This is a genomic window from Caballeronia sp. A2-2, from assembly GCF_057612605.2.
On sequence record NZ_JBVFIR010000004.1, the window covers coordinates 144,960 to 157,761 of the forward strand.

The following is a 12,802-nucleotide window of genomic DNA, read 5'->3' on the forward strand; positions in this document are numbered from 1 at the left end:
ATGAGCCAAGCCAATCTCGTCGATGCCCGCGCGTTCATCGAAGCGAATTACGACAAGACCGTGAGCCTCGCGCAGCTTGCGGACCTCGCGGATTTGAGCGTGTCGCGTTTTGCCACGGTGTTTCGCAAGCAGTTCGGTTCGTCGCCGTATAAGTATCTTTGTGAGTTGCGTGTTCGGCGTGCGCAGACTTTATTGCTCGCGGGCGTGCCGGGTTCGGTTGTCGCGGCGGAAGTCGGGTTCTTCGATCAGAGCCATCTCGCGCGCCATTTCAAGCGGCTATGCGGCATGACGCCGAGTGCTTATATCGACCACGCGCGCAAGCGAGCGTTGATTCGTTCAGCCGAGTTCGATGCCAGTCGTCGCGAGCGTTTCGCGCAAGCCGAGGCGCGGATATTTGCGCTCGACGACGCGCATGTCGCGTAAGGCTTCATCGAGAATCCAGTCGCGCACATCGGCGACGATGGGCCGCAACGGCCGGTTCGGCGGCGTGAGCAGACAACAGCGCCGGCTCGTCATGAAGAGTTCCTGCTCGGTCGGCACGAGCGCGCCATCCGCGAGCCAGTGCGATGTCACATTGAGCCAGCCCAACGCGACGCCTTGCCCGAGCAACGCCGCCTGCACGACGATGGCGTAATCGTTGAAGCTCTGCGTGCCCGCCGTGTGCCGCTCCTTCTCCGCGAACGCACTGAAGCGTTCGAGCCAGCCGCGCTGTTCTTCATCCATCACGATCACGGTATCGCCATGCGCGCGGCCTTCTGCCGTCACCGCCTGTTCGTGATAGCGCGCATTGCACACCGGCAGTAGCAGTTCGGGCATGACGAGCACGGCGTTTTCATCGATTTCTTCATCATGCAAAAAACGCATGCCGAGATCGACATCCACCAGCGGCCCGCCAATACGCCCCGAGATCAACTGAAATCGCAGATCGATGGAAGGAAACGCCTGATTCAGCCGACTCATGCGCGGCATGAGCCAATGCGTGGTAAACCCTGTGGACACCGACAACGTGACACTTTCAACGCCAGTGGCGCGCGCCTCGATCTCACGTATGGCACTCTCGATGCCATTGAAGCCTTCCGAAATCTTGCGATAAAGAATCTTGCCGTCTTCCGTCAGTTCGATGCCGCCGCGCACGCGCTCGAACAAGCGCACGCCGATATGGTCTTCCATGCGCGCGAGCATGCGGCTTACGGCGGGCTGGCTCACGTAAAGCTCCTGCGCCGCGCGCGTGAAGTTTCCGCAGCGCGCGGCGGCCTCGAATACAAAAAGCGCGTTGGCGCTGGGCAGTTTCTTGCGGAGGTTTGGCATGACTTCATGTTATGCCCGATCCAACAATTTTGGAATTGCCGTCAAAAACATCGCGCCTTATATTTTTCCTAACCTATGCATTCAAGCGAGACGAACGACATGGACGCACGCGCGACAACCGGAGTGTCGATCAGATCGGCGACGAAGCGCTACGGCGCGGTCACGGCGCTCGACAACGTATCGCTCGACATCGCGCCGGGCGAGTTCGTGTCGCTGCTCGGACCGTCGGGTTCGGGCAAGACGACGCTGCTCGGCATTCTCGGCGGTTTCGTTCAGCCGAGTTCGGGAAGCGTCTGGGTGGGCGAGCGCGACATTACATTTGCGCCGCCTCACAAACGCAATATCGGCATCGTGTTTCAGAACTACGCGCTCTTTCCGCACATGACGGTGGGTGAGAACGTGGCGTTCTCGCTGCGTGCGCGGCGCGAGCCAAAATCGACATGGGCCAAACGCGTGGCGGATGCGCTCGCCATGGTCGAACTCAAGGGCTACGAAGGACGCAGCGTGCATCAGCTTTCCGGTGGCCAGAAGCAGCGCGTGGCGCTGGCGCGGGCCATGGTGTTCAAGCCGCAACTCATTCTCATGGACGAACCCTTGTCCGCGCTCGACAAGCAACTGCGCGAGACCATGCAGATCGAATTGCGACGCTTGCACCGGCAGCTTGGCGCGACCATCGTCAATGTCACGCACGATCAGCGCGAGGCGCTCACCATGAGCGATCGCGTTGCCGTGCTCAAGGACGGCAAGCTCGTGCAGATCGATACACCCGAGCGGCTTTACGACCGCCCGTGCGATGCCTTCGTCGCGAGCTTCATCGGCGAGGCAACGATGCTTGGCGTGACGCGCGCCGGCGACGATGCCGTGCGTCTCGGCGATACGCTCCTGCGCACCGCACACCCTTTGCCGCGCGGCGAAAAACTTTTGTTGGCTGTCCAAACGGAAAAGCTCGTGATCGATCCCGAGAACCGTCACGCCAACGCAAATCGTCTCACGTGCCGCGTGACCGAAGTGCTGTATCAGGGCGAAAGCCTGCGCGTATTCGCATCGCTGGCGGACGGCACGGCCATCAGTCTTCGACAACCCGGCGGCCACGAAGCGCGCCGCAGGATTCCCGAACCCGGCGCGGCGATGATCGTCGCACTCGATCCGCAGGACACCATCGTCGTGCCCGCGTGACATTGGATTTTTTTAAAACGAGCGCCTGTGCACGGGCGATTCGACTTCAAACGCAGATGCAAAACCCAAAGGATGAAGCAATGAATCTCACCGATTTCAAGGTCCTGACGTTCGATGTCGTCGGCACGCTGATCAACTTCGAAAAGGGCGTGCTCGATTCGGTGCGCCGTCTCGGCGGCGCGAAGGCGAAGGACCTGACCGACGATCAAATTTTCGAGCCGTACATGGAAGGCCGCGCGACGTATCCGGGCCGCTCCAGCCATGAAATGGCCAACGTGTACCTGCATTTGGCAAAGAAACTCGGCCTGCCCGACGATGCGCAAACCGCCGCCGCCTTCCAGCGCGATGTGCTCGACTGGCCCGCATTCGACGATTCCGTCGCGGCGCTCAAGCGTCTGCGCAAGCACTTCCGTCTGGTCGCGATGACCAATGCAGACCGCGTCGCGCTGTCGGCTTATGCGCACACACTCGGCAATCCGTTCGACGACACCGTGTGTTGCGATGAAACCGGCGTCGCCAAGCCCGACCCGCAATTCTTCGCCTATAACCGTGGACGTCAATCCGCGTTCGGCTACAAGTTCGGCGATATTCTGCACACCGCACAGAGCCAGCATCACGATATCGGTGTGGCGACGAAGCTCGGTTACGCGACGTGCTGGATCGAACGGCGTCAGGGCATGAAGGGTTTCGGCGCGACGCCGGTTCCCGAAACCGTCACCACGCCGACCTTCAAGTTCGCGACGCTCGGCGCGCTCGCGGATGCCGTGGACGCCGAACTGCGCGCCGCCGCCTGATGATGCGCGCCCCGACCACGCCCGAATCCCTGTGGCGGGCGATGGCCGCGCCGGTCACGCCGCGCGCGCCGCTCGCACGCGACATCGATGTGGAAGTGGCGATCATCGGCGCGGGTTACTCGGGTTTGAGCGCGGCTCATGCGTTGCAGAAGCGCGGCGTGGAATGCGCGGTGCTCGATGCGAATCCGGTCGGCTGGGGCGCGAGCGGGCGCAATGGCGGCGTGGTGTCGTCGAAGTTCCGGCTGTCGTTTCCGGCGATTGCGAACATGCATGGGCTGGAAGTGTCGAAGCGCATGCATCGGCTGGCGCATGATGGCGTGCGCACGGTCGAAGCGCTGATCGACGAATTCGGCATATCGCAAGCGCGTTTCGAGCACACAGGCAGTTTGCGGTGTGCGCATACGGAGCGCGCGTTGGCGTCGATCGTCGCGGAAGCGGACTGGGTGCGCACATCGCTCGGCGATGCTTCGATGTCCGTACAATCGCGCGCCGAGATTGAACACGAGACCGGTTCGAAGGGCTTCGTCGGCGGCGTGTTGAGCGCGGATGCAGGCACTATTCTGCCGCTCGAATACGTGCGCGGCATCGCAGCGGGACTCACCGGGCGCGGTGTGCCGATCTATGAGGCCACGCCCATCATCGACATGATGCGTGCCGACGATGGCCGCGTCGTATTGAAAGCACCGGGCGGCACGGTGCGCGCGCGGCAAGTGATCGTCGCGACGAATGCGTATTCGAATCTAACCGATGCAACGGCTTCGTTTCATCGCGAACTCGTGCCGTTTCGCAGCGCGATGATCGCGACCGCGCGTTTATCTCCCGAACTCGATGCGCAACTCATGGTCAATCGCCGCAGCTACACGGAAACGCGGCGCATGATGAAGTGGTTCCGCAAGGTCGATGGCCGCATGCTGTTCGGCGGGCGCGATGCGTTCGGCAAGGAAGGCGAGCCGACCGGCTTCGATGCGCTGCAACGCGCGATGGTCGCGCTCTTTCCGCAATTGAAAGATGTACAGGTGGATTACCGCTGGTCGGGTTATGTTGGGATGACCTTCAACGCATTGCCGCACGTCGGACGCGCCGACGATGCCACCACGTTCTGCCTCGGCTATAACGGCGCGGGCGTGGCGATGGCGAGCCTGATCGGCCAGCACGCGGCAGCGCTCGCGCTGGGCGAGAAGCCGGAACTGTCGCTGCTGGCGCAGGACGGCTTGCGGCCCGTGCCGTTTCATTCGTTGCGCGCGCCGGGCGTGAGGCTCGTCGCTGCGTGGTATCAGTTTCTAGACGCCGTGGGTGCATGATGACGACAGCCAAACGGATACTTCAGGATCACACCGTGATGCACGCCGCCACCATCGACCCGTCGGTGCGTTATCAGCAGCGCGAAGATCGCATGATGTTGTTGCTCATGACGCCTGCGCTGCTTGTTATCGTCGTATTGCTCGTGGTGCCGCTCGCGTGGCTCTCGTGGCAATCCATCTATCACGATGGTGGCTTCACACTCGCGAATTACCGGCGCATTTTCACGGGCGCTTATCTCGATACGTTCTTGCTCACGTTCAAGCTGTCGCTGATCGTGACTGCGATTACGTTGCTGCTTGGTTATCCGGTGGCGTATTTCGCGGCGTCGATTCCACCGCGATGGAGCGCGCTCGTGCTCGGCATGGTCATTCTGCCGTTCTGGACCAGCGTGCTCGTGCGCACGTATGCGTGGCTCGTGCTGTTGCAGCGGACCGGTCTCATCAACAAGGCGCTGCTCGGCATGGGGCTGATCGAGCGGCCTTTGCAGCTTTCGTATAACCAGTTGGGAACCATCATCGCGATGGTGCATATCCTGCTGCCGTTCATGGTGCTGCCGCTTTATTCTGCCATGCAGAAGATTCCGTCCAATCTTTCTCAGGCGGGCGCGAGTCTCGGCGGCTCGCCGGTACATGTGTTTTTGCGGGTGTTTCTCCCCTTGTCGATGAGCGGCGTGCTCGCGGGCGTCACGCTCGTGTTCATTCTTTGCCTCGGCTTCTACATCACGCCGGAACTCATGGGCGGCGGCAAGTCGATGATGGTATCGATGATCGTGAGCCGCAACATCGAGATCTATAACAGTTGGGGCGCGGCGAGTGCGGTGAGTGTCGCGCTGCTGGTCTGCGTATTCGCGATCTTCTATGCCGTAAGCCGCGTGATTCCGCTGGAAAAGACCTTGGGAGCGAAATAATGGAACTGCGCAATCAGCTCTCTTTTGGTCGAATCACGCTCGGTGCATCCGTTGCGCTGATCCTCGCGTTTTTGATGATTCCCGTCATCATTGTGGTGCCGCTGTCCTTCTCGGATGCGCGCTTTCTCACGTTCCCGCCGCCTGCGTATTCGCTGCGCTGGTATCACGCGTTCTTCGATAACCCCGCCTGGATCGATGCCGCTAAAACGACCATCGCGGCATCTACTTGCGCTGCATTGATCGCGACGCCGCTTGGAATAGCGGCGGCTTATGGCATTCAATACGGTTCGCACTGGTCCATGCGTTATCTGCGCACCGTGCTCATGCTGCCATTGATGGTGCCCATCATCATTGTGGCGGTGGGCGTGTTTTTCGTGTTCACGCAGGCGGGGTATGTGAACACGCTGACGGGGTTGATCGTGGCCGACACCATGCTTGGATTGCCTTATGTGCTCATTTCCGTGGGCGCGGATTTACGCACCTTCGACCGCACGCAAGAGATGGTCGCGCGCAGCCTCGGCATGAACCGCTTTCGCGCCTTCATGACGGTGACGCTGCCGCAGATCAAGGCGAGCGTCATCTCCGGCGCGGTGTTCGTTTTCATTCAGGCGCTCGATGAAACGGTCGTCGCGTTGTTCGTGTCCGGCGGCACCAATCAGACGCTCACGCGACGCATGTTCGTGACCTTGCGCGATGAGATCGATCCGACCATCGCCGCGATCAGCACGATGCTGACTGCCATCACGTTATGTCTCGTGATGATCGTCGTCGTGAGCCGGCGTTCGTCGGCGGCGGCGCGCGCTTAACTTTCTTCTGGCGTATTCAATGCGACATCTACAGCAGTTTTATATCGATGGCCAATGGGTCGAGCCTTCGGGCCAGTCGCGTCTCGCGGTGATCGATCCTTGCACGGAGGAACCGATCGACGAAGTCGCCATGGGCGATGCGGTCGATGTCGATCGTGCCGTGGCGGCGGCGAAGCGTGCGTTCGTATCGTTCTCGCAAACGACGGTGGCGGAACGCGTCGCGCTGCTCGAACGCATTCTCGAAGCGTACATGTCGCGCTATGACGAGATGGCCGATGTCATCAGCAAGGAAATCGGTGCGCCGACGAAGCTCGCGCATGCGTGGCAAGCGGGACTGGGCCAGCGACATCTTGAAGAAACGCTTCGGACTATGGAGCGTTTTCCGTGGCAGCGCAAGAAAGGCACGACGTTCATCGATCACGCGCCGGTCGGCGTGGCCGCGCTCATCACGCCTTGGAACTGGCCGATCAATCAGATCGTGTGCAAGGTCGCGCCTGCGCTCGCGGCGGGCTGCACGGTCGTGCTCAAACCCAGCGAAGTTTCGCCGATGAATGCGGTCCTGTTCGCCGAAATACTCGATGCGGCAGGCGTGCCTGCGGGCGTGTTCAATCTCGTCAACGGCGATGGCCTGACGGTCGGCGCTGCGCTGTGTGCGCATCCTGATGTGGACATGGTGTCGTTCACCGGATCGACGCGTGCGGGCGTGGAGATCGCCAAGCTCGCCGCGCCGACGGTCAAGCGCGTGCATCAGGAGTTGGGCGGGAAGTCGGCCAACATTCTGCTGGACGATGTGGATTTCGAAGCGGCGGTTACCGCTGGCGTGAACTCGTGCTTTGGAAATAGCGGGCAGTCGTGCAATGCACCTACGCGCATGTTGGTGCCGGCATCGCGTCACGATGAAGCGGTGGAGATCGCGCGGCGCGCGGCTTCGGCGCAGCGTGTGGGCATGGCTGATGATGTGGCCACGACGATGGGGCCTGTCGTTAGTGATGTGCAGTTCAGGCGTGTTCAGCGGTTGATCGGTGTGGGGATCGAGGAAGGTGCTGAGTTGGTGGCGGGGGGTGTTGGGCGTCCTGATGGATTGGAGCGTGGATACTTCGTCAAGCCGACTGTGTTCGCGGGCGTCACGCCGGATATGACGATTGCGCGTGAGGAAATCTTCGGGCCCGTTCTTGCGATCATGCCTTATCGCGATGAGGAAGAGGCCATTGCGATTGCTAATGACACGCCGTATGGGTTGGCGGCTTATGTGCAATCGAAGGATCAGGAAAGGGCGCGGAAAGTGGCGTTTCGCATGCGCGCGGGGAGTGTTTATGTGAATTATCCGGCTTGGGATCCGGGGTCGCCGTTTGGTGGGTTTAAACAGTCGGGGAACGGGCGGGAGTATGGGGAGTGGGGGTTGGATGCGTTTTTGGAGGTGAAGGGGATTGTGGGGTATGGGGAGTAGTTTGATCGCAATTTGGTCATATTGTGCAGTGCCGGTATCGATTCGATGCGGTCGGCCCCTATAATCCGGCCGGCTTTTTACCGCCTCACTCGTTACCTCGAATCACCGCATCAAGCACTGACCCGAAATGGCAATACCCGCAGAACAAGAAGCTAAAAATCGTCCGTCGCAGTCCGCAATCAAACCCCTCAACACAATCGACCTCGAGGACATCAAGGTCGCCGCGCAGCACTTCGATCAGTGGCTGCAAAGGATCACGAACGGGGTCGTGTCGCTGGAGCGCCTCGAGAGTGTCGCGGGCGGATTGCCCGTGGTGGGCAATGTCATCGCGCTGGTGTCGGTGGCGCTGGATCTCAAAGAACTCTACGACAAGCAGCAGAAGAACATCCCGATCGATGTGCTGGACTATGTGTTCATCGGCATCGACGGCATCGGCTTGATTCCAGTACCGCCCGCCTTCACCGCGATGCGCGCGAGCCTGCGTCCAATGCTGGCCGAGGTGCGCAGCGAGTTGGTGTCGCAGGGCAAGGCGCTGGTGAAGGACTATGCCAGGGCGACGCTGGGCGACTCGCTGGTAGCGCTGTTCGGCAATCACCTGAACGACACGATCATTGGCGACCTCGAACGATTTCTCGCGGAGGCCGAAAGCCGGCTGGAAGAGATTCTTAAGGATACCGGCGTATTTCTCGACGAGTTGCTGGATCACCTCGCCCGCGGCTTGGAAAGTGCCGCCACGGGTTCGCTCGACGCGACAGGCACCGCACAGCAGTCCGCGCGGGAGAGCAGGGAAGCGGTAGAGATCTTCGTTCACGATCCCGGCAAGAGCATCGGCAAGGGGATTGCTTCGCTGTTTCACGCTTACGAAGCGACGGCGCAGGCCGCCGTGAACGCGGGCGCCCGGCAGTTGAGCGATGAGCAGCGCGCGACGTTGATCGCCGCCATCAAGGCTGATATCGGGAAGCTCGGCGCGCTTTGCCGCAAGGCCATGACCGAGTTGGCGGACCCGAAAGTCGGTGCCATCGCGAAGTTGCTGACGATTTTGCTTGGCGTCGTCAAGGCCTATCGCAAGAAACACGGCAAGGGCCGACACGCGAATGTGCCGACTGATCAGACCGGTCATGCGAAGAAAAACCACGATCAGGGGTCGGTTGAGACTACGCGGTTTGAGGCGCAATGCGCGGGTGACGGTGGGTGCAAGAACTGTCCGGACGGCACCTCTAACAGCATCAGCTTCGCGCGGGGTGCGGAGCGTATCGCGCATGGCGACTTCTTGTTGCCGGGTCTCTTCGCGCTTGACTGGGAGCGTATGTATCGCTCCGATCTGGCTGCTTACGATTCAGGTCCGCTGGGCGCGCGCTGGACTTCGGCCTTTACCACGCGACTCGATATCGTGCGGCATGGTGCGCGGCCCGAGACGTTGCGCTATCACGCGGTCGATGGTCGCACGCATGACTGGCCGTTGCCGAAGGTCGGTGCGTTTCACTACGATGCCATCGAGAACGTCACGCTCGTCCGGGTGGCGGAGAACAGCGTCGCGGTCGCGCATGGCTTCGATGTCAAGGAAACCTACGAGCGTCACGGCAACCACTTTCGGCTGATCAACATCGCGCTGCGCAATGGCGCGATGGTGGCGCTTGCGTATGAACACGAAGGCGAGGCCAACGCGCTCACGCCTTCAGATTTGATGAGCTGTCACGGCGACACGATCAATGCGCACGTGCAAAGCGCGACGGATGATGCAGGCCGCATCACCGAACTGTGGCTTATCGAAGAGGGCAAGCCGGTGCGCCCGCTTGCTGCTTATACCTACGATGATGCTGGCGATCTGATTAAGGCAATCGACGAGAACGGGGCGACGCGCACGTACGCCTACGATCATCACCTGGTCACGCGCTACACAGATCGCACCGCACGCGGCATGAACCTGCGCTGGAACGGCACGGAGCCCACCGCGAAGGCAGTACGCGAATGGGCCGACGACGGCAGCTACGACACCACGCTCGAATGGGATCCGAACATCCGCCTGACATACGTCACCGACGCCCACGGCAATGAGACCTGGTACTACTACGACATTCTCGGCTACACGTATCGCATCCGTCACGCCGATGGGCTGTCGGAGTGGTTCTTCCGTGATGCGGCAAAGAACGTCACGCGTCATTTGCATGTCGATGGCAGTTCCGACTATTACACGTACGACGATCGGAGCAATCAGGTTTCACATACACGCGCTGATGGCACAACCGTGCACTTCGCTTACGACGAGCGCGACAATCTGATCAAGATCCGCGATGCCGAGGCCGGCCTGTGGACACGCGGTTACGATCAGAAGGGATACCTCACCGAAGAGACCGATCCGCTGGGCAACACCACGCAGTATGAGAACGATGCAGCGGGCCTGCCGGTGCAGATCACCGATGCGAAGGGCGGCGTCAAGGCGCTGGTCTATACCGCGAGCGGGCAACTGGCCACCTACACCGACTGCTCGGGCAAAACGAGCCGCTGGCACTACGACGAACGCGGCCGTTTGACGAGTTTCACCGATGCTGCAGGCGGTGAAACACGCTATCGCCACGAGGCAGGACAGCTACGCTCGCGTGGGAAAGCGGTCGAGGACGCACGACGCATTACGTGTATGAGCCGGGCAGTTTCGTGCCGCTGGCGCAGGCGAGTCGCGATGGCGCGATCACATTGCACGCACAGTCGGACTACGCGGGACGATACGACATCGATCGGGATCCGCTGTGGGTGGATGTGCCTGAACCACAAGCGTTCGCGGAGATCGGGTATTACCAGTGCGATCATCTGGGCACGCCGCAGGAGATCACGGATAGCCGTGGGGAAATGGCGTGGAGTGCGCAGTATCGGGCGTGGGGCGCGGCCAAGGAAGTCATCAGCGAAGCGGCGCGTCGGGCGGGGATCGTCAATCCGTTGCGCTTCCAAGGGCAGTACGCAGATGATGAGACGGGGCTGCACTACAATCGGCACCGGTATTATGATCCGAGCACGGGACGTTACGTTTCGAAAGATCCCATCGGCTTTGCTGGCGGGATCAACCTCTATCAGTTTGCTAACGCAAATCCGGTGCGATGGAGCGATCCGTTTGGCCTCGCTCCATGTCCCGGTCGTAAAGGGGCATTCCGCCAAGCGAAACGTGATCTGGGGATTCCATTAAGTCAACAACCTGACCGGGTTCTTAACGAGAAAACTGGCCAGATGGGGCAATACAATCAAGTCATGATGACGGGTTCAGACGGGTCGCCGGTGCTCGATAAGAGTAATCAACCGATCTGGACGAAAGAATATCAATTCACCCGCTCTGATGGGAGCGTGGTCTTAGTTCAAGATCATGGTGCTGGCCATTATTATGGTGAGGGAGGGGCGGGCGACCAAGGACCGCACTTCAATGTTCGGCCATGCTCAAATCCTCGCACGGGTAAGGTGCCTGGCACTCAAGCCCACTATCCGTTTTAGGAGTGACAGTGAACCTCGTTGATTTTTCTGGTGCAGAGTTATTGCGTCGAGTCTTTAGCTATAGCCCGACGATAGAGAAGATCGATTTGTTTGACATCTCTTTGAAGAGGGACGGAAAGTTGTTCATGGCGAACTTCGACCTTATTGACCAACTTCCTGATCGCCCTCCCGAAAAATGGAAAAATTTCAATCGGTGTCGCGTAGGGATTCACTGTGCGGTAGTTAGTGAATTGAAAATATCTGGTTGGAATGCACGAAATTTGGCGAGTCTTCACATTGATAAAGCAGAGGACGGATATGACGTTCAATTTTTCGGAGAAGCGGTGCAGATCCATTTTATTTGTCAGTTTATTTCTTTAATTGGCCCGACAGTTTATCTTGATGGAGAATAATTTCCTCGAAGAGTAGGGTACCAGATGAACGAAATGCCGCTCACGCAGCCCTTCGTACTTTTGGTAATGGTATTTCGCCCGTGCTCTATCTGAACGTCTTCTGGGCATGCCGCAGTAGATGCTGGATGAGAAGTGCAGGATCGTTTGGCTGACGCGAATAAAGTGTGAGGCGCACGTAACGCCACGCCTTACGGCAAGACGGACCGCGGTGGAGACGGACCGCGCGATCCGTTTGCGAGGGCAGTACGCAGATGATGAGACAGGGCTGCGCTACAACCGGCATCGGTACTATGATCCGCAGACGGGCGGTTCGTTAGCCGCGATCCAATTGGGTTGCGAGGCGGCATCAACCTCTACACTTATGGGCCCAACCCTATTGAGTGGGTCGATCCGCTCGGACTCGCTGGTAACAGAGCGAATTGCCGAGCCGGAAGTATCTTAGGCGATATGGATGCTTCTGGCGGTAGCCATGCGTATTCGCGCCATGGCGCAGGAACAACAATGTCACAGCAAGAACATCGCGCGAAAACAGGCATACCGCCAGATAATGCATGCCCAAGACGTCCGCGTCCGGTCGATTCAACTCGGTTTCTTAGCAACATTGATCAGTTGGATGCGATCCAGCGTGGTACGACATTGATGAACGTACGTGGGACGAATGTTGAGACGTTGGATATGGGTCGAATAGTTGGGGAAGGCTATAAAGCGGGCGGTGGCTGCCCGACAAGTACGTCAAAAGTCACCGTGGTTCGACGCAATGGGAATATCGTGACGGCATATCCTCAGTTATGACTAAGCAGATTAACTTCAATTATGTTCGTCCTTTGTATTACTTTCTTCTGTCTATGACGGATGAGGAGTTGGACGACTTCTATATCGACTCAGACGCGTCCATGAAGAAGGTCTACGAAGAGGCGAGGGCTGAATTTGACCGCTTTGGGCCGATATCTCGAAAACGTGTACTCGACGCATTGGAGTACGTACTCGCTTCGAATACTTGGCTGAAACACTGGCCGAAAATCATCCCGCAGGAAGTTCCATTAGATGAAGTGACGGATAAGCGGAGGTATGTTCACGATCTCTTTGTATCACTGGCAAGGCGCGAGCCGAGCCTTAATCTTGATACAGATGGCGTTGAAATTATTGACGTAGTTGGGCCAGAAGGATTGGCTCTTAACAAGTAATAAACAAGGGGG

The 12,802-nt window shown here is 59.3% G+C and carries 11 protein-coding genes and 2 pseudogenes; 12 read left to right on the forward strand and 1 reads right to left on the reverse strand.

All coding sequences use genetic code 11. The annotated features are described in order from the left end of the window. Entirely contained in the window at positions 1-423 is a 423-nt protein-coding gene (locus ACZCWR_RS31585; protein WP_487306827.1) for a helix-turn-helix domain-containing protein, read from the forward strand. Here ACZCWR_RS31585 and ACZCWR_RS31590 read toward each other — a convergent pair. Continuing rightward, a complete protein-coding gene (locus ACZCWR_RS31590; protein WP_487306617.1) occupies positions 337-1,308 on the reverse strand; it encodes a LysR family transcriptional regulator in 972 nt (323 codons plus the stop codon). The two genes, ACZCWR_RS31585 and ACZCWR_RS31590, sit on opposite strands and share 87 nt — an antisense overlap. A gap of 99 nt (positions 1,309-1,407) precedes the next feature. Here ACZCWR_RS31590 and ACZCWR_RS31595 point away from each other — a divergent pair, with 99 nt between their 5' ends. From ACZCWR_RS31595 to ACZCWR_RS31645, 11 genes and pseudogenes are all read left to right on the forward strand, one after another. Further along, positions 1,408-2,484, forward strand: coding sequence for an ABC transporter ATP-binding protein (locus tag ACZCWR_RS31595; protein ID WP_487306618.1), 1,077 nt, complete (start codon positions 1,408-1,410; stop codon positions 2,482-2,484). Positions 2,485-2,564: 80 nt separating this feature from the next. Further along, a complete protein-coding gene (locus tag ACZCWR_RS31600) occupies positions 2,565-3,278 on the forward strand; it encodes an HAD-IA family hydrolase (protein WP_487306619.1) in 714 nt (237 codons plus the stop codon). A gap of 2 nt (positions 3,279-3,280) precedes the next feature. Beyond that, positions 3,281-4,579, forward strand: coding sequence for an NAD(P)/FAD-dependent oxidoreductase (locus tag ACZCWR_RS31605; RefSeq protein ID WP_487306828.1), 1,299 nt, complete (start codon positions 3,281-3,283; stop codon positions 4,577-4,579). Then, a complete protein-coding gene (locus ACZCWR_RS31610) occupies positions 4,576-5,487 on the forward strand; it encodes an ABC transporter permease (RefSeq protein ID WP_487306620.1) in 912 nt (303 codons plus the stop codon). The genes ACZCWR_RS31605 and ACZCWR_RS31610 overlap by 4 nt, the downstream gene beginning before the upstream one ends. Continuing rightward, positions 5,487-6,293 (forward strand): ABC transporter permease, encoded by an 807-nt coding sequence (locus tag ACZCWR_RS31615; protein ID WP_487306621.1) that lies wholly within the window; start codon positions 5,487-5,489, stop codon positions 6,291-6,293. Before ACZCWR_RS31610 ends, ACZCWR_RS31615 begins: the two co-directional genes overlap by 1 nt. Before the next feature lie 19 nt (positions 6,294-6,312). Beyond that, entirely contained in the window at positions 6,313-7,740 is a 1,428-nt protein-coding gene (locus ACZCWR_RS31620) for an aldehyde dehydrogenase family protein (protein ID WP_487306622.1), read from the forward strand. A 127-nt stretch (positions 7,741-7,867) separates the two neighbouring features. After that, positions 7,868-10,330: pseudogene (locus ACZCWR_RS31625) on the forward strand (DUF6531 domain-containing protein); the annotation flags it as partial. A gap of 164 nt (positions 10,331-10,494) precedes the next feature. Beyond that, positions 10,495-11,214 (forward strand): RHS repeat-associated core domain-containing protein, encoded by a 720-nt coding sequence (locus tag ACZCWR_RS31630; protein ID WP_487306829.1) that lies wholly within the window; start codon positions 10,495-10,497, stop codon positions 11,212-11,214. Positions 11,215-11,222: 8 nt separating this feature from the next. Next, the gene (locus ACZCWR_RS31635; RefSeq protein WP_487306623.1) at positions 11,223-11,606 is read left to right on the forward strand and encodes an Imm50 family immunity protein; all 384 of its coding nucleotides are present in this window, start codon (positions 11,223-11,225) and stop codon (positions 11,604-11,606) included. Between the two features lie 226 nt (positions 11,607-11,832). Then, positions 11,833-12,015: pseudogene (locus ACZCWR_RS31640) on the forward strand (RHS repeat-associated core domain-containing protein); the annotation flags it as partial. 484 nt (positions 12,016-12,499) lie between these two features. Continuing rightward, entirely contained in the window at positions 12,500-12,790 is a 291-nt protein-coding gene (locus ACZCWR_RS31645; protein ID WP_487306624.1) for a hypothetical protein, read from the forward strand. The last annotated feature ends 12 nt before the right edge of the window (positions 12,791-12,802 follow it).